An 18,342-nucleotide genomic window follows, 5' to 3' on the forward strand; every position below is an offset into this window, starting at 1 on the left:
GACCTCCTTGAACACTTCCTAAATAGGCTAAAAAAGTAACACACCCTGGGCGGTGCCTCGGGTGTGTTTATCAACGACATGAGTTTAACGCATAAGCGCGAGATTTACTATCCAAAAACCCAAACGCTCAACTGGCCAAACGCGAAATCAAGAAGACCGGTGTAAATCATGATCGAAACCACGAAAACCAGAACTACCAAGAAATAGGTCCACCATTCTTCCTGACTGGGCCAAATCACCTTCTTAAGCTCGGCAATGACCTGGCGAATGAACAGCAAGATGCGACCAAAAACGTTCAAGTCTTCCTTGACGTTTGGGTTCTGCGAAGACTTCGTCTGGTCTGACATCCTCTTCCTCCTGGATAAACTACAACGAGCAGGGCAGGCGGGACTCGAACCCACAACCGCCGGTTTTGGAGACCGGTGCGCTACCAATTGCGCCACTGCCCTACGCTCACATCCGCGGCGCGAATATGTGCGTCGTCAAGCATAACCCGCCACGGCCACCAAGTCCAACTGCTAGCGCCTGGGGCAAACTTTGCGACACAAATAACAGCACCAAATTGTGCGCCGTCCAGCAGGCGGCCCATCCTGCCAATACTGGGCGGCAAAGTTTAGGCTTAACACGTGAGCAAAAATCGAGTATCAAAACGCCTGGGTGCCATCGCGCCATCAGCCACCCTTGCAGTATCCAACCGCGCAAAAGAACTGAAAGCCGCAGGCGAGCCCGTTATCGGATTCGGTGCAGGTGAACCCGACTTCCCCACCCCCGACTACATCGTGCAAGCCGCCGTTGCCGCCGCGAATGAGCCGGCCATGCATAAGTACACGGCCAACAAGGGCCTGCCCGAACTGCGCCGAGCGATCGCCGAAAAGACTCTGCGAGACTCCGGCGTTGAGGTAGATCCTGAAACCAACATTCTGGTTACCAACGGTGGCAAACAGGCTGTATTTCAGTCTTTCGCAGCCGTAATCGACCCGGGCGACGAAGTTCTGCTACCCGCCCCGTACTGGACCACCTACCCCGAAGCCATCACCCTGGCCGGAGGCATTCCCGTTGAGGTCTTTGCCTCTGCCGAACAGGAATACAAGGTAACCGTCAAACAGCTTGAAGCGGCCCGCACCGAACGCACCAAAGCCCTCCTCTTCTGCTCGCCGTCCAACCCCACCGGTTCGGTTTACACTCCCGAAGAAGCCGAAGCCATTGGCCGCTGGGCGCTAGAAAACGACGTGTGGATCCTCTCCGATGAGATATACGAGCACCTCCTCTACGATGATGCGCAGCCCGCGCACCTGCAAAAACTGGTACCCGAACTGTTTGACCGCATCATCGTCATGAACGGCGTTGCTAAAACCTACGCCATGACCGGGTGGCGTGTGGGCTGGATGATCGGGCCTGCGGACGTTATCAAGGCCGCCTCGAACTTCCAATCCCACCTCACCTCCAATGTTTGCAACGTGGCTCAACGCGCTGCCCTGGCGGCCGTATCCGGCGACCTCGCCGCCGTTGAACAAATGCGGCAAGCATTTGATCGCCGCCGCAAGAAGATGGTGGAACTACTCAGCCAAATCGACGGGTTCAAAGTTCCCACCCCGAAGGGCGCGTTCTACTGCTATCCCTCCGTTGAAGGCGTTATTGGCCGCGAGATTGCCGGCACGAAGATCGAGTCTTCTGCTGATCTTGCCGAAGTGATCCTTAATGAGGCGAAGGTTGCGGTAGTACCTGGCGAAGCGTTTGGCCCATCTGGCTTCATCCGCCTGTCTTACGCCCTTGGCGACGACGACCTCGTAGAAGGCGTCACGCGCATTAAGAAGCTGATTAACGGCGAAAACTAGTAGCTTTCTTACAAAGGTGGCCAGGTTCGTTAGGGATCCTGGCCACCATTTCTATTACCCGCTCGACTGGGGTGGACTGGTGTAAAGCCGGAAAAACTCATCGTATTTTGACAAACTTGAAGGCATGAAAGCTGAACTAAAGAAACATTACGCGGACGATCCCAAAGCAACCGTTTTGATTTTGCACGGGTACGCCGAACACCAAGGGCGATATGCCCAGCTCATCGACAGTCTGGTCGAAGCCGGCATTGACGCCGTGACCTATGACCAGTACGGACACGGCACTGCGCCCGGGCCGCGCGCCAGAGTGGACGTGGGCCAACTCATTAAAGACCATCTCGCGGCGCGCGAGCAGGTGCGCGAAGAAATGCGCACCGAAGACCTGTTCTTGTTTGGGCACTCCATGGGTGGCCTCATCACCGCTGCTTCAAACCTCATAAATCCGCGCGGCGTCACGGGCGTTGTCCTATCTGGCCCGGCGTTTAGCGCGACGGGGAGCCTTGAACGCGACAAGGTGCGCGCCGTTGCGAAAACAGTGCTGAAGTTCCCCGCAGGCATGCCCACGGCCGCGCTGGATGCGGAAGCGGTTAGCTCTGACCCTGACGTGATTGCCGCATACAAAGCCGATCCGCTCAACTACCACGGGCGCGTGCCCGCCCGCACCGCCGCAACCATGATTTTGCAGGGCCTGGAGACGCTTGAGCGAGCCGATAAGTGGCAGAACCCGCTTATCATCTTCCACGGCTCTGACGACACGCTTGCCGACCCTTCTGCTTCGTGGGAGTTCTCGCAAAAAGCACGCACGAGCGGCGCCCCCGTTGAAATGATTGAAGTGCCCAGTGCGCGCCATGAAGTGTTCAACGAGCCTCACGTGAACCGGATGCTCATGGAAACCCTCAACATGTGGATCCTTGGCATCCTGCGTGGCAAAGCCATCACCGACCCGCGGGAATAGGGTTTAGGTAGCAGACGTAAGCCCAGAAGATGGTCTTAGCGGCTAGCCTTCGGCGGGGCCGTAACGGTACTCAGAATCCATCCAGCCCAAGATCGGCCCACCATTGTGCTCTCTTGAAGCGCGCTCTTGCCTCGGCCTCGCCAAAACGTAGCGAGGACGAGGCTACGAGCGACAACGTGCCCGCCGCGCACCAGGCAGGGCCGAGGCTTTGATGCCCGCCTAATGCGCGGAGCACAAGCTACGCTGTGTGCAACTGAAGTATTGATTCGGCTAGTGCGGAGATTTCCCCCAATGGAGCCGTGGAAATCATTCCCGGGAACTCCTCGTGGAAGGCATTTAGAGCTGGCAATTCGTATACGGCACATCTGAGTCCGCATTTCAACGCTTCATAAACCCCGTATCCAAATGATTCCAAAAGTGACGTAGATACGAGCACGGCGGAATCCCCAAGTTCACGGTAACGTTTGGCGAGCTCTTGTTGCGGGACGTTATAGAAGATAGACACGCGATCTTGCACACCTGAACGCGCTATCTCTGCCATGAGATCAATTACCATCTCAGCAGGGACTCTTCCTGAAAAATACATCTCCCCTGCGTAGTTTTCGGGAAGATTACCCAAGACTCTGAGAAAATCGTTGTATCCCTTTGCCCGGGAAAACTGGCCCACCCAAATAAGCGTGGGCGACAAGTCAATACCATGCTCATGTTTATCTACAAAGAACATGTCTTCATCAACTTGGTTTGGCACTACCCGAACAAGTCGTTGCGCATTTGCAGGGAGCAGACTTTGGATGATGCCCGCCAGATAATCTGAGGGAACCCGCACTTCATCTACTCGTCGCAGATCAAGCTTTTCCACTTCAGATGAGAGCACCCGCACATCGGAGGAGTGGAACTCATACACCCGTAGCGCAAGAGGTAAACTCTCAAATACCTTGTTCGCGATCTCTGGGGCTGAAGTAAAAATAACTTCATCATATCGACGTTGGCTTAAGGTAAACGTCAGGTAATTCTCGAGCCGATCTTTCCTGACGAGTCTGAATTCGACGTTGGGTAGCTCGTCAAAAATATTTCCGCCGCCACTGTCGTTGGAGAAAAGGAAGTCGAACTTATGGCCCGGAAGGTTTTTGGCTCGAGTACGCAGAACTGTTCCCATGCCTCCCTGGGTCAAATTCGGATAATAGTGGAGAACCCTCATTAGTCTTCCTTTCCGATTTCGTTGATGAAGTTCAAAACCTGCTTGGCGCGGCTACTCCACTTCGAATCTTCAACTAGTACTTCTACAGAATTGAGTTCTTCTTGCGTCCACTCTGCTTCCATATGCAACCTAATCTGGTCGATGAAAGACTCGAGAGTGTCATAAACAGTTGTCGCCGGATATGTGCTGACACTTCCCATCTCGGCCGATACAACTCTGTTGGCACACGCCAGGTATTCATAAATCTTGTTCGGGTCTACGCCTCGAGTTAGAGGTGAGTCAACGAACGGTATCAACGCCACTTTCCAGCGAGGCATGATCGCCTCAAGCTCTTCGTGATTCTTCGGCCCCAGTATCTTCAAGTTATCTGGTGTGATTAGATTATCTGGCGCTCCATGCCCAACTATTTCAAACGTGTAATCAGGTAGAGCTTTTGCAGCAGCGATTACGTACTGCCAGTTGAACCATGCAGGAGTTAGGTGGCCTACGTAACCAACTACTTTCAAGGGCTGTCTTTCAGCTATCTGCTCAAGACTTCGATACTCGGAAAACACATCAGCGAGTTCTGCCCGCACGCCGTTGGGAATAACTCTCGGCTGCCGATCAGGATGCGCGACTGCCTCCATCTTCCGAGCTAATGCACCAGAAACTGTAATGATCGCATCAGCTCTCTGCGCCACGAACACTTCGAGGCTCGGGTCGTACCACTTTGAGTAGCCAACCCGTTTGAACTCCTCCATGTTGTCCCGGATTTCATAGACGGTTGTCCAACCGTTTCGGTTGAACCGATCAATAACGCTTGCAGCATTCCAATCGGGGAAGGATGTGCAGTAATAGACCTTTGGCCCTTGCCATTCAAGCTTAAGGAGTTGATCTACTACCGCGTGGAAATCATTTCTGGGGAACTGCACGAGCCTTTCATCCACGACATTCTCATGTTCCTGCAAACTCGAGAACGGCATGTATACCACCGTGGCACCGGCGTTACAGAATTCCTGTGCAAGATTATTTGGCCTAATAGCCAGTGTTTGGTGCCCGAGCGGAGGAGCTGTCGAATCAATGAAAATAAGGGGTTGTTCTTTATCCTCGGCTGGCAGAGCCTCAATGCTGTTGAAAACTTGTTCAACAGTACGCTGGAACTCATATTCAAAATGCGGGGCGCCGAGTATGCTTCCTTTAGCCGACCAGTTTGCAAAGCTTGATACTCGTATTTGAGCAACTCCCTCAGGCAAATCTATTACAGCCGACGTATCTTTCTTGGAGTTACGAGAAGCGTGGCAATTTATAAACGCGCCCTGAACAGCGTGGTGTGGCAGGTTCGCTGGGCTGAGCATTTCGGCTCCGGCAGAATCGAAAAGCTGAACCTTTAGGGGCAGGTTTGTTCCTGTTCCAGGTGCAACAGTGATGTCAACTTTTACCTGCTGTGCTCCCGGATCCACATTTTCACTAAAATCATAGTTTTCGTAAGGAATCGAAAGCGGGGTTCCGGATTGCAACGCTCCAAGCGTCGGACCTGGAAGGTACTCTACGGCACCCAATACCAAAGTTTCTATGTCAGCTTTCCACTGTCGTCCAGTCAGACGAATGAGGGTGGCGTTGGCAGGGACGCGGAAAGCTGCATGAGTCACCTTGGGATTCTCAATCGGCCCGCTTTCAATGTAAATGTAGTCTCCAACCAAGCTTGATTTGTGGGGCCAATCTAAGATACGGATAACCTCGCCCGAATCATCAAGACATTCAATCTTCACCAGTGCGGCTCCGGCCACCTCTGGCGATGACGACACGGATTCTATCCAGAATTGGAAGTTCTCTCCGGCTTCGACAGGCACTTCAAGAGCAAGATTATGAATTGGCTCTAACTTGATATCGCTAAACTGCTGGTCTCGAAAAAAATCCAAGAATTGCATTTTCAACGAAGGTACCCGATCCCTAGTGGCCCTCATACGAGCTTTCCTAAGCAAGTTTTTACCTGACGAATGCATAGTAATCCTCAACTTTTCGGTTTTGAGTCTTCATTTTCATTTTTCATGCCTTTTGCGTCATTTGTCATGCACCTGGCTCGGCTCAACGTCAGTAGCTGACTGATAGGGCTTACGCATGTGACAGCGCTCTAGCGTCGACTAAGCCCGCCTAAAAGTCCAAACCTCTAAGCTGGTTCGGATCCTTTATTGCGTAGCTTCCGGCTAAACGTTTCTCAGCATCCTGCCACATGCGCCCGAGCCGAACAGCCTCCGCGCTACTCATTATTTTCCGGTTCTTGTAATAAAAGGTACCTGGAGTAAAAGTAATCTCTCCAAGGTAAATACCATTCACAGTGTTGTACAGGTCCACGCGACAGAACGCTGTTGCCACCGCAGTAGAAATCCTCTTTGCAACGTTCAGTAGCTCCTGCCAGTTTTCCGGCACCTGGGATTCAACAATCGATTCCAGATGTGACATCCCCGGCGCAATCCCATAACGATTAGGCAAATCGGGGAAAGGCATAAAATCACCATCGAAATACATGGCTTCTACCGGATTTTCGAGATGTTGTTCCATTAAGATCATGCCGATTTCACCTTGAAAACAGTAAAAGCGGATGTCTGCAGGCGGCACCGAACCATCTATGCCCACGAGGAGCTCTTCGGCTATAAAAACGTCATTAATTGGACTGTCCGAGTAGCGCGCGCTGACATCATGAGCCTCCTCAATGAGTTGCTCTGTGGAGAAGACATCGCAAGAAACGATATCTTCCCACTTGTCCTCCTTTCGTTCCAGCAATCTAACGCCAATGGAAGTAGAGGCAAACGCTGGCTTCAAGACAAACAACTTAGGTAACTGGCTTGCCAATACGATTTCAATTGGGCCACTGATATAAATCGAAGGCGCCCGCACACCGATCAGGTCAGCGAATTGCCTCGTACGCGCCTTCGCTCCGAGATATGACGGCAAGAATTCATCTCGCCCTGCCAAGCGTCGTTCCAACAGTGAAAAGTAATCCATAGTCTCATCTTTCTAGTTAAATCCGGAAATTGCGGTAGAGACATCGGGGCTACCTATAAGCCTTGAATGGCGCAGGATCTCCACCGAGTTCGCCTTCCATGTATGAGAACTCCCTAACCGATTCTGTGTAAAACCGTATCGGCCAGTGGCCCAAATCTTACCCCCCGAATCCGATACTGCCTTAAGGAATGCCGTGTCTTCACCCGAGCCGACATCCTCGAAACCGATATTCAACATGGTCTCACGCCTAGCCACGATAGTAGGGCCAGATACGAAGCCAGTGAAAAAGTGCTCCTGCCCCGGATAGGTAATTACCGAACGCCTGACACCATTGAGATACAACGTGACAAAGTGGCTTTTCTTCCCGCACACATCCGCTGCCATCGAATCAATAGCATCAGCCTGTTCTAACAAGTAAAACGGCTCATAATCGTCGTCATCATCGAATTTAGCCACAATAGGATAATCCGCTCGCGCGATCAGAAAATTGTAGATGCTACCTAAACTAATAGTCTCATCCTGATAAAACCACTGCGCGTTCAAGGCCAGATCGTTAGCCAGGTTCTTATGCTCCGGAGTGGCTTCGAAACCATGCGTAGCTACTAGCAGTTGTACCTCGACTCCAACCTGCTTTCCTACTTGTTTCAGCAGGTGCGGAATCTGGTTTGGCCTATTTGTGGCTGCCATAATCGATACTCGAGGTTTTCCAACCACGTGATTATTCAGGCCGACTCGTTTCAAGATTTCATCAACGCGATGAGAATAAGTATGTCCCAAAAGAATTTTCATGCGCGCCTCATAAGCCAATTCGTCACGCAAATCCGGAGACATCCGTAGAGCTTTTATCCAGTTAGCCGCCTCATCGCTATCTGCTACCTGAACAACTCCATTTCCAAAGACGCCTTCTAACGCTGGGCTCGACGCGGAAATGACCGGCGTGCCGCAGGCCAGAACCTCGAAAACCCGCCGAGAAAACATCGTCGTGCTATTCGGAATAGAATTAACATTCAGAAAACAGTTGTACGACCTGTACGCACGAAGCATCTGTTCATACGTCAACTCGCCTTTTACATACGGTTGATACTCTTCGGGGAACCGATATTCGGAACCGACATCCTGAAATCTTGAATAGATGTCTAAACTTCCCGAGCCGGGCGTTATCGATTTAAGCGTGCCTTCTAGCAGCATGTTAATTTGTTCGGCACGTTCCGGGAACTTGTGATTGAAATAAGTTCCCGCAAAACATACATCCCCTGGTTTAGTTGAGCGACTACCAGGGTTGTGAATAACCGGTTGCGCTCCAAATAGGAGGGCCCCCACACGGTCATGTTTGAGCACCTTTTTGTAACGCTCAATCAGATCCCGCTCGGTGGTAAACACCCAATCAAATATTTTTGCGGTGTCGATGAAGTCGTCGAAGTGATACGGATCTTCCTTATTCCAAAATACGGTGGGAATACCGAGCTCTTTGCAGGCAGCCACAAGCTCTCGCAGGGCTTCAGAGGGCGCGGAACTACCCGTCAGCTGATATTGCCACGCATCCGAGTTCCCATGCCAAGCAGACTCCACAAATAGAAGGTCTAAGCTCTCATAGTGATCACGCCAGTCACTAGGTCGCAACGGAATCTGCTGCCACTCGTAACCAAATGCCAATTCGGAAAACGGATCCAAGATCGTACCGACACGCATTGCACGGCGAGGTTCTGTTACCGGCAGGTCGAAACCCCTACTAAACTGCTGCCAGTTCGCCGCCGCACCGTCAAGGTGCCCCTGGCTACGGTCTACTCCAGCACCATTCTCAGCTCGAAAACGCCGCAACCCTGCCCACCCTGCGAATCGAAAATGCCAAAATGCTCGTCTGGCATATTGGATTTTTTGGGCGAGCATTTCCCCACTATTTCTTGTCATAGCTTGCTAACGCTCTAGACGAAGCTCACCTTATTTCCGCCACAAGCCCGTGGTATCAATCAACGTCTTGTCTGCAGACGCCGCCAGATCAAAGCTTGCAAACTCGCGGTGAGACACTAAGAGCACCAGGACGTCTGCCTCATCAATCACCTGCTTCGCTTCGGCGAACTCGACGTTTGCATACTCCTGAAGTTGGCGCGGAAGGCTGTCGATATTTGGTTCCACCGCCATAATTCGTGCTTCAGGATGTTCAGCAGCCACGCGAGTTGCGATATCCAGAGCAGGAGATTCTCGCAGATCGTCAATATTGGGTTTGAACGCGAGTCCTAGCAAACCAATGGTGGCAGAACCGCCTCTGCTCTTAACTGCTTCGTCAATCTTAGAGATGACCCAATCTGGCTTCGCGTCGTTAATCTCACGAGCCTGTTTAATCAGCTTCGCCGTCGGGGTAGCAGCCACGATAAACCAGGGGTCAACCGCGATACAGTGTCCTCCGACACCGGGCCCGGGCTGAAGAATATTAACCCGTGGATGACGGTTGGCAATCTCAATCAATTCCCAAACGTCGATGCCTTGCTCGTCACAAATCAGGCTCAACTCGTTGGCGTAAGCAATATTCACATCCCGGTACGCGTTCTCCGCCAGCTTACTCATTTCCGCTGTGCGCGCGTCGGTAAGAAGAATCTCGCCGGTACAACAAGAGCGGTACACCTCAGCCGCCCTCTCTGTAGCTTCAGGCGTTGTCCCGCCGATAATCCTGTCGTTAGTTCGCATTTCGATGATAATGCGACCAGGTAGCACTCGCTCGGGAGCGTGAGCGAATAAGATTCCCGGCTCACCGTTTCCCTTCGGATCACGCAGTTCCGGTCGCGCAGCGAACACACGCTCTTCCATACGATTCGTAGTGCCCGGTGGAACCGTGGACTCAAGAATCAAGAGCTCCCCGCCACGCAACTTCGGGATAATCGCGTCGGTCGCAGCGTCGATCGCAGTGGCGTCCAACCGGTTATTCTCATCAAGTGGCGACGGGACTGAAACGATGTAAACCTCAACTTGGGGCATTTCTTTCTGCGCGGTCAAGTCACCCGATTCAACTGCTGCCGCCAAGGCCACTTCGAGCCCTTCTTCCACAAACGGTAGCTTCCCCGCTCGCACATAATCAATCGTGCGATCAGACACGTCAACCCCCGTTACTTTCCAGTTACTGTTGGCTAGTACCACGGCAGTAGGAAGACCAATGTAACCCAGGCCTACAACGGCGATTTCTTTTTTCATAAAAGCTCAAGTCTCCGTATCGTATTTGTATTATCAAGATCTAGCATCATATATACCGCATTGACATGCTCTCAGGAAGTCAAATTTGTATGGTATCGATAACGCGATTAAGTTAGCAGATCAACAATAAATCATTAAGGAGACAGGTATCATGGGCGCATTCCAATCGCAGATTGTTTTTGTGAAAAAAGCAGCCTGGAGCCTTCGAAACCAGGGTCTGTCTGGCGCACGCAGATACCTGCGTGGAAAAGGGATAAATATCCCCAGCGCAAGCAGAGTACGAAACTACTTTGCACCGACCTCTCTAAAATTCCAAAACTGGCCAATCCCTCCCGCGAATCGCCCAACCCATGAACTAACTGTCGGTGTAATCGCGGATGAGTTCTCCCGCCGCGCATACGAATACGAATGGAACGCGGTTTACCTCACGCCAAGCAAATGGAAGTCCGAACTAGATTCCACCAAAATTGATTTCTTGTTCGTCGACTCTGCTTGGCAAATGGAGGCGAGCGAACCCTGGCAATACCAGATTTTAGGCAAAAGCGCTCCCAGCGAAGAACTCGTAAGGCTTGTCCGCTACTGCCAATCGGCCGGTATCCCAACTGTATTTTGGAATCGCGAAGATCCACCCCATTATGATGACGCCATTGAAACAGCAAGACTATTCGACTGGGTATACACAACAGATGCCAATCGCGTTCCAAGTTATATGAAAGACCTCGGTCATAAGAATGTGGGAGTATTGCCGTTTGCCGCTCAAGTGGCAATCCACAATCCGATGGCGTTAATGGATGGTTTCGAGGTAGCCGAAAAACGCGATGTTGCCTTTGCAGGAGCGTATTACGGAAACAAATACCCCGAACGTCAAGCTCAATTAGAAACACTCCTGTCCGGAGCGATAAAAGCCGGGGAACGCCTCAAGTATGGTCTAGATATTTTTGCCCGAGATATGGGAGGCGGAAAACTCTATCGTTTTCCAAAAGAATTTCGACCAAATATTCGCGGCTCACTCACCTACCCTCAGACGCTTTCCGCCTACCGCGCATATCGCGCATTCATCAACGTGAACTCGGTTGTAGACAGTCCGACAATGAGCTCAATGAGATTATTTGAGTTGCCTGCCTGTGGAACTCCCATAATCTCCACACCAACACCCGCGACCACTAATTTCTTCACGACAGACATGGTCGCTCAAATAAACACTCCAACTCAGGCAGAGTTTACTGTTCGATCCCTGGCTACGAATCCAGATTTAGCAGACCGAATGGCATACCTGGCCCAGCAAGAAATCTGGCACAAACACACCTATACCCATCGAGTCGACCAGATTTTGCGAGATATCGGCATGGAGGACGCTGCCTACTGCCCTCCACGTGCCACCGCGATGATCTCTACAAACCGTCCCGGTCAAATCCGACATGTATTAGACACACTCGCCCGGCAACGCAATGTAGAAATGCAAGCACTTATCGGCACACATGGGTTTGTTGCCACCAGCGAAGATCAAGCCTATGCCCGCGATCATAACCTTGAAATCCAGTGGGTTCCCCTAGATACAGAGCTTTCTTTGGGAGCGTGCTATAACCGGCTCATCGACCGAGCGGACGGGGACTACATTGCCAAGATTGATGACGACGACATTTATAGTTCAAACTATCTTTTCGACTCATTACTTGCAGCAAGATATTCACGCGCTGACGTGGTAGGAAAGCACGCACATTACATGTATCTGGCGGATAAGAATCTAACTGTCTTACGTTTCCCCAAATGGGAAAACCGATTCACTCAGTTCGTTTCCGGCCCTACAATCCTTGGGTCGGCCAACATTATGAAACAGGTCCGCTTCGCAGATATAACCGAAGGCGAAGACTCCGACTTCCTCCGTCGCATAACCCAAAATGGCGGCACCATTTATTCGGCTCAGCGATTCGGCTTTACCCAGATGAGACAGGCGCAAAAGGCGACACATACGTGGGCGATACCAAGCGAAGAGGTGATAGCTACCGGACGCATCTCCCATTGGGGACTTCCGAATGAGACAGAGTTCCCCTTGGAAGTGCCGAAACTCTGATCTATTGAGAGAGCGATCCTAATACGCCGAAATGCCCCGGCAACTCCAGTTTGCTTGGCCCACCCGCGTGTATTTGCCTACCATTTGCTGTAAATACAGAATTGTCCACCGCCCAAGTATGACTTGTGCTGGATCGCGCCCTCACGAACCCGAATCTAGAGCCTGCATAAATTGCGGCCCCCTTTTGCGAAGCTCTTCTGAGGAAATCACCGTCCTCCCCCGTTGAGATATCTGCAAACTTAATTTCGTCAGCGAAATCTCTGCTGCACAGCAACGTTGGTCCTGCAACCTCATGCACAAACTTATTCTCATCCGCTTCAAAACATAGAAGCGTACTGTCTAGCGATTCCAGATAAACAAACGTAGATCGTTTACCAACTATCTGCGCTTCGGAATACCGGTGCGCTAAAACCGAGTCGAGAAGGTACGTAGCATCATAAAAGTCATCGTCATCCATTTTTGCAATGTATGAAGCATCAGCTCGCGCAATCATTTGATTGTAAATACTGCCCAACGATAAGTGACTATCTTGCTCAAGCCAGATGATCTCCAAGTTTAGATCCCTCGCTAGATTTCTGACCGATTCCGGAGCTTCAAAACCATGTGTTGAGATTATTGGCTGAAGATCGACTCCACGTTGCGCTGCCAAGTACTCGATGACGTGTACCAATTGTTCGGGACGAACTGTACTTACCATGGGAGCAACAGAAATCTGACTATGCTGCGCGTTCTGGTTTCCAAGCGCCTTAATGATTTCGTTAGCCCTGTGCCGATAGGTATTAGAAAGCCAATAGTTCTGTCTGGCCACGTAAGCCTGCCGCATTCGGTCGATGTCATTATTGCCATCAGGAGCCGGGGACTCACACACGAGACCGTCACAGGCGTTGATTTCCATGTGGCGTCGCGAGGGGCTGCCACCCGCTTGTTCGGTTGAGTCAACGAAATACTTGTACATGCGATAGGCACTAAGTTGTTCCTTGCACGGCAACCCTTCTATCTTCTTAATGGGGGTCGCATTCTTTCGCTTCAACGTTTTGCCGTTAACTGTTATCACACGCGGGTTATGTACCATGGGCTGAACAGCTGGAGGAAGGTTTACTACTGCCGTAAATTGGGTACGCAGTTTTTCATCAATGCTGACTGTCGAATCGTCCAACCACAACACACTTGGAAGACTTAACTGCGTGCATCGAGCGAGAATTGCCGGCACATCTTCCCATATCCTCATTGACACAGCCGAACTTGTCACCAAGAGTAGATCCAAGGAATCGTCTAACTCGGATTGCCACTTGGTAATGCTCAAAGGCACTTGCTGCCATTCATATGAGAAGCCCATCTCTATAGATGAACTAGCAATCACCGCCACTCGTGTAGGCAGTGGATCCAACGGTTGTGGCACAGGCCACTGCGGGAATACTCTACCGGCAACTTTTCGGGGTTCTTTCCCTCGGCGAGCAAGACGCTGACGCCGCAAATACTCTCTTGTGGCTCCGCCAATACCTGCACGCGAGTACTGCCAGGCGCGGCGAATCTTGTAAACTAGGGTAACAGTTTTCATATAGAATCTCGCAACAAAACGTATTCTACATCTGGTTGCCCAGGCAAAAGAAGTCAGTTTTGCAATATGTATAAAGTGGGAGTGGCGCTATCTTGAAACGTATCGTAGCAGTTCTATCGGGATTAGCTATCCTGGTTGGGATTGGAATATACGGTTACCACAGCAACGCCTATGGGCCAGTCGTTAACTCGTACGAAAAGGCGGTAGCCGAAGAAACCGGGCAATTCAATGCCCTTTCAGATCAAATCAAGGTTGCCGAGAAAAGCCTGGCGAAGTGCTCATCTCAGAAAATAGTGCTCCAAGAATGTAAAAATCTTGCGAATGTCCTGAAAGACGCCAAAAACATTCAACAGACCACTCCTGTTGAGAAAGAATCTCCTCGCTCGACGTATAAGCGGAGTCGCCAGAAAGTAGTTGAGAATACCAAACAGGCGAAGCGAGCCCGAGAACTTATTGAGAACGCTCTCAAAGCTCTACGGGAAGCAGAAAAGACAGCCCCCAGCGTGACTGAGCCCAGCGAGAAGCCCTCGGAGACCGAAACAGAAGCTGATAACGACTCTGACGAAGAAGCATACATCCCAGAAGAAGAGGAGGCGCAAGACCAGTTTGTTCCTGCTCCGCAACAGCCTGAAGCACCGGCACCAGCTTCACCTGGGAACGTGTATCCGCAACCGGCACCTCCCGCTCCAGCCCCACCTGAGGAACAACCCGAACCGCCTCATGAGCCGTCGCCTCCACAACCGGACACCCCTGCTCCGCCCGAGCCTCCCTACGGCGACGAGGTTCCTTAACCGACAAACCCTACTGCATCGAGAGCTCCGTGGCGGCCTAATTTCTTATAGCTTGTTCTAAAAAGTCGATGAAAATCTCATCCGGCTTCGCTGCAACCACAGTTTCGCGTAACCAATTTATTCCCCGGTCTGAGACGTCAAGCCGCTCACGGTTATCAGCCAACTCACGCCAGAGCTGCGCAAGCGCGTCCGGATCCATCGCCGGCACACAGTCGCCCACCCGTGATCGGCGCATGATTTCGGTGCTTTCTCCATTAGCCGCCAGACACACGTGCAAGCCGGATCCTATGGCCGTGAACAACTTGGAAGGTATCGTCTTTTCAAGTGGAGGCCAATCCTTCAGGTGCACCAAAATCGTGTCCGCCCATGCGTAATGCTCCTGCAGAGTTGATTCCTCACTTAGAGGCACAAATTCAATATAGGGTAGCCCCGCAGCCAGCTTTTTTATCCGTGGAAGATGCGCCCCTTGCCCAATTAGGCGCAACACTACGTTTGTTCCATGTTGCCTGGCCCGCTTAGCTGCCTCAATCGCATTTTCTAGCCCTTGAGCGCGCCCGATGTTTCCCGTGTACAACACGTGTATATCGCGGGCTGAAGAGTCATTGCGCGGTGGAACATTCTTGGGAAGGGCTACTAAAATATCGTTGAATAACGTGGAGGTGCGAACTCCGTACCTGTTTCTGATCGCCTGCGCGTGGGATTGCGAAGTAGTTAAAACCCCATCCGATTGCGACAACAGGTATCCGAATATCGATCCGGCGAAGAGAAAAGCAGGATGCGCAATTCTTTTCAGCACCGCACGCACATGAGATGACGATGGATCAGCGCTAATAACAAATCGAGTTAACTCCGGCCACACGTCGCGAAGATCCACCACGAACGGCCTACGAACTACGCGCGCAACCACAAACGCTGTGAACGTAGCAGGCAGGGGTGGCGAAGTTGTCAAAATAATGTCTGGATGAGTGTCTCTAGCGGCTCGAATTCCCGTCGCCAACGATGATATTGCCACCACAGCCTGATCGACTACCCGCGTGGATATCCGCGTATCGTGCGGACGAAAATGGGCTCGATAAATTGTTTCTCCCTTTTGCGATACTGACACCGCCCCAGCCTGGTCTTCTGGCAACGACGACAGTAGACGCCCTTCCGAGTAATGAGGAGGAGGAGCAACCACTGTCACTTGGTGCCCCCGAGACATCAAAGTATCAGCCATCCATCGGCCACGTCTTTGCGGAACACCGTGCTCAGGCTCCCATTGCTGGGTAATGAAGAGAACACGCACCAGGAACGTCCCTAATTTTCAGATGATGGAACGAAGTCCGGTAACCTCACACCGACACCCAACAACTGCTCAATCGCTGCAGCGCTTCGTTTTGCAGCGCCTCCGTCGCCGTAGGGATTGACTGCATTTGCCATCTTGGCGTAAGTTTCCGCGTCCTCCTTTAGGCGTGAAACCTCTGCGACAATGCGATCCATGTCAGTTCCGATTAGAGACACAGTGCCAGCTGCAACCGCCTCTGGACGTTCGGTACTTTCCCTCATGACCAGAACTGGCTTTCCAAGGGCAGGAGCCTCTTCCTGCACACCGCCAGAATCGGTCAGGATTATGTGGGCGGCCTTCATGGCCAGAGCAAACTCGGGATAATCAAGCGGATCCATTAAGAGTACGTTCTCCAAATCCTGCAAAAATGGCAGGAAGGTTTCGCGTACTTTTGGATTGCTGTGGATGGGGAAGACAATCAAGTCATCCGGATACTTTTGCGCCAATGTCTGCAGCGCGGCAGCAATATCGCGCATCGGATCACCAAGGTTTTCACGCCGGTGCGATGTCACTAGAAGAATGCGCTTGCCAGAGTTCAACGCATACGCCAATTCTGATTTGGTTACCTCTATATCCTGTTTCAGCGTGTAAAGCAGTGCGTCAATTACCGTGTTACCGGTCACAGCAATAGATGCCTCGGGAACTCCCTCATCAAGCAGGTTCTGTTTAGATCCGGCCGTAGGAGCAAGATGGAGCGATGTTATCTGAGAAGTCAGCTTCCGGTTAGCTTCCTCCGGGAAAGGTGAAAATATATCTCCAGAACGCAAACCCGCTTCCAGGTGAACAACCGGAATCTTTCGATAGAACGCGGCCATCGAAGCGGCTGTGACGGTGCTAGTGTCCCCCTGCACCAATAGCGCGTTCGGCTCATATTCTGCCAACACGGGATCTAGCTTTGAAAAAATCTTAGCGGCGATCTGGTTGAGACTTTGACCGGGCTCAAAGATATCCAGCTCGACATCGGGTGTGATTCCGAAGTGGTTGTTGACCTGCTCCAACATGTCCTTGTGTTGACCGGTCGATAAAACAATCGGCGAGAGAACCTTTGACTCTTTCAATGCCTGAATTACAGGCGCAACTTTAACGCCTTCCGGCCTTGTGCCATAGACAACCATCACTTTTCTCATTGTCCACTCCAATGGGTCCATTGCGATAGAGCGCAAGAATGTCATACCATGCTGAGCTCAATTAAAATCAAGCATGCCCGAAATCGCCACTATTCCTCACTTATAATGTGAAAATCGGCTATAAGCGTAAGCCCGACTATACCAAAACGGATTGCATACAATCACGATGTTGCGTAACAAATGTTGCATACTGGCAAAATGTTGTGTAACTAATCTGAGCGCACGGTTTGGCAACCCAAGATTGGATATCCATGACTCCTCGTGACACATCTTCAAACCACAATCAGCAGCACGAAGTTGTTTACGTTCCGCCACAAGAGCGTAAACGCACGCGGCGCGCACTGTTAGTTGTGGTTCTTATTTTTGGAGTACTTTTTGGCGGTCTAGTTGGGAGCGCCGCCTGGTTAAGCGCCAAATTAGACGATATCCGCACCCTCGGCGATCCATTCCAGGGCGTCACCGAGGTGAACAACGGTGAACCCCGTCCATCACACCCTGAATCGGACACGAGCAAGCCGATTAATTTCCTTATGCTGGGAACTGACTCTCGCATATCGGCCGGAGATCCAAGTCAGTGGGTCAAGGGTGCGCAACGTACAGATGCATTCATGATTCTTCAAATTGCCGGCGATCGCGAATCAGTTAATGTCATTTCCATCCCTCGTGATTCTTGGGTAGACATTCCCGGATACGGTAAACAAAAAATCAACGCAGCCTTCTCTTACGGGGGCCCTACCCTCACCATCGCCACTGTAGAGCAACTAACCGGAATCCCCATAGATCACGTAGCCGTGGTTGATTTCACCTCATTCTCTGCTCTAACCGACGCACTAGGTGGCGTAACCATGACTACAAGCACAGAAGGCACACAAACTTACGATGGAGAAGCAGCTCTTGCTTTTGTACGGGAACGGAAGAACCTCCCGGGCGGTGATTTCGACAGGGTTCGACGCCAACAACTATGGATGAAAACAGTTGCGGACAAAGTATTGACACGCGAAACTCTCTCAAACCCAGCAAACCTCTTAAGCCTTTACAACACCGTAAGTCCATATGTGGCTGTTGATGAAGCGTTCAGCCTAAGCACGATCCTTGATTTAGGTACAGACTTCAAAGCGCTTCAAAACGCAGATTTCAATTTCCTAACGGCTCCCAACAATGGCACCGCAACTTCTGCGGACGGGCAATCAATCGTAGTGTTAGATGAAGCTAACTTCGGCCTACTAGCCCAAGCCTTCGCCGAAGATCGTGCGGAAGATTTCATCAAGAATAACTCAGACTCACTCGAGACTTTGAATTCGGGTGAAGTCCGCTAAAA

At 51.4% G+C, this 18,342-nt stretch carries 14 protein-coding genes and 1 tRNA gene; 5 read left to right on the top strand and 10 right to left on the bottom strand.

From position 1 onward, the window contains the following. Nucleotides 1-107: 107 nt before the first annotated feature. The gene (gene secE, locus HMPREF9238_RS03920) at nucleotides 108-347 is read right to left on the bottom strand and encodes a preprotein translocase subunit SecE (protein ID WP_016444152.1); all 240 of its coding nucleotides are present in this window, start codon (nucleotides 345-347) and stop codon (nucleotides 108-110) included. 29 nt (nucleotides 348-376) lie between these two features. Beyond that, nucleotides 377-449, bottom strand: a tRNA-Trp gene (locus tag HMPREF9238_RS03925). 177 nt (nucleotides 450-626) lie between these two features. Here HMPREF9238_RS03925 and HMPREF9238_RS03930 point away from each other — a divergent pair. Next, a complete protein-coding gene (locus tag HMPREF9238_RS03930) occupies nucleotides 627-1,835 on the top strand; it encodes a pyridoxal phosphate-dependent aminotransferase (RefSeq protein ID WP_016444153.1) in 1,209 nt (402 codons plus the stop codon). 124 nt (nucleotides 1,836-1,959) lie between these two features. Then, nucleotides 1,960-2,790 carry an alpha/beta hydrolase gene (locus HMPREF9238_RS03935; RefSeq protein WP_016444154.1) on the top strand — a complete coding sequence of 277 codons (831 nt, stop codon included), beginning with the start codon at nucleotides 1,960-1,962 and terminating at the stop codon, nucleotides 2,788-2,790. A gap of 238 nt (nucleotides 2,791-3,028) precedes the next feature. Here the strand turns inward: HMPREF9238_RS03935 and HMPREF9238_RS03940 are convergent, their stop codons facing one another. The 5 genes from HMPREF9238_RS03940 to wecC form a co-directional block, all read right to left on the bottom strand. Beyond that, nucleotides 3,029-3,946, bottom strand: coding sequence for a glycosyltransferase (locus tag HMPREF9238_RS03940; protein WP_232217593.1), 918 nt, complete (start codon nucleotides 3,944-3,946; stop codon nucleotides 3,029-3,031). Between the two features lie 41 nt (nucleotides 3,947-3,987). Continuing rightward, nucleotides 3,988-5,895, bottom strand: a complete 1,908-nt coding sequence (locus HMPREF9238_RS08575) for a glycosyltransferase family protein (RefSeq protein ID WP_051109765.1) — start codon at nucleotides 5,893-5,895, stop codon at nucleotides 3,988-3,990. Nucleotides 5,896-6,118: 223 nt separating this feature from the next. After that, nucleotides 6,119-6,970 carry an ATP-grasp fold amidoligase family protein gene (locus HMPREF9238_RS03950; RefSeq protein ID WP_016444157.1) on the bottom strand — a complete coding sequence of 284 codons (852 nt, stop codon included), beginning with the start codon at nucleotides 6,968-6,970 and terminating at the stop codon, nucleotides 6,119-6,121. A gap of 12 nt (nucleotides 6,971-6,982) precedes the next feature. Continuing rightward, on the bottom strand, nucleotides 6,983-8,878 hold the full coding sequence (locus HMPREF9238_RS03955) for a glycosyltransferase family protein (protein ID WP_016444158.1): 1,896 nt from the start codon (nucleotides 8,876-8,878) through the stop codon (nucleotides 6,983-6,985). 30 nt (nucleotides 8,879-8,908) lie between these two features. Beyond that, nucleotides 8,909-10,153, bottom strand: a complete 1,245-nt coding sequence (gene wecC, locus HMPREF9238_RS03960; protein WP_016444159.1) for a UDP-N-acetyl-D-mannosamine dehydrogenase — start codon at nucleotides 10,151-10,153, stop codon at nucleotides 8,909-8,911. 151 nt (nucleotides 10,154-10,304) lie between these two features. Between wecC and HMPREF9238_RS03965 the strand changes: the two genes are divergently transcribed. Further along, complete coding sequence (locus HMPREF9238_RS03965) at nucleotides 10,305-12,224, top strand: glycosyltransferase family protein (protein WP_016444160.1); 1,920 nt, start codon at nucleotides 10,305-10,307, stop codon at nucleotides 12,222-12,224. Nucleotide 12,225: 1 nt separating this feature from the next. On the opposite strand, the gene HMPREF9238_RS08580 is transcribed toward HMPREF9238_RS03965, so the two are convergent. After that, nucleotides 12,226-13,590: a glycosyltransferase family A protein gene (locus HMPREF9238_RS08580; RefSeq protein WP_156824382.1), complete on the bottom strand. Its 1,365-nt coding sequence runs from the start codon at nucleotides 13,588-13,590 to the stop codon at nucleotides 12,226-12,228. Nucleotides 13,591-13,874: 284 nt separating this feature from the next. Here HMPREF9238_RS08580 and HMPREF9238_RS03970 point away from each other — a divergent pair, with 284 nt between their 5' ends. Then, a complete protein-coding gene (locus tag HMPREF9238_RS03970; protein ID WP_016444162.1) occupies nucleotides 13,875-14,573 on the top strand; it encodes a hypothetical protein in 699 nt (232 codons plus the stop codon). A 37-nt stretch (nucleotides 14,574-14,610) separates the two neighbouring features. Here the strand turns inward: HMPREF9238_RS03970 and HMPREF9238_RS03975 are convergent, their stop codons facing one another. Both HMPREF9238_RS03975 and wecB read right to left on the bottom strand, forming a co-directional pair. Continuing rightward, complete coding sequence (locus HMPREF9238_RS03975; protein WP_016444163.1) at nucleotides 14,611-15,858, bottom strand: glycosyltransferase family 4 protein; 1,248 nt, start codon at nucleotides 15,856-15,858, stop codon at nucleotides 14,611-14,613. 11 nt (nucleotides 15,859-15,869) lie between these two features. Then, a complete protein-coding gene (wecB, locus tag HMPREF9238_RS03985; RefSeq protein ID WP_040316695.1) occupies nucleotides 15,870-17,024 on the bottom strand; it encodes a non-hydrolyzing UDP-N-acetylglucosamine 2-epimerase in 1,155 nt (384 codons plus the stop codon). 251 nt (nucleotides 17,025-17,275) lie between these two features. On the opposite strand from wecB, the gene HMPREF9238_RS03990 reads away from it, so the two are divergent. Next, entirely contained in the window at nucleotides 17,276-18,340 is a 1,065-nt protein-coding gene (locus HMPREF9238_RS03990; RefSeq protein WP_016444165.1) for an LCP family protein, read from the top strand. Nucleotides 18,341-18,342 lie beyond the last annotated feature (2 nt).

The sequence above is a fragment of the Gleimia europaea ACS-120-V-Col10b genome (genome assembly GCF_000411155.1).
GTDB lineage: Bacteria > Actinomycetota > Actinomycetes > Actinomycetales > Actinomycetaceae > Gleimia > Gleimia europaea_B.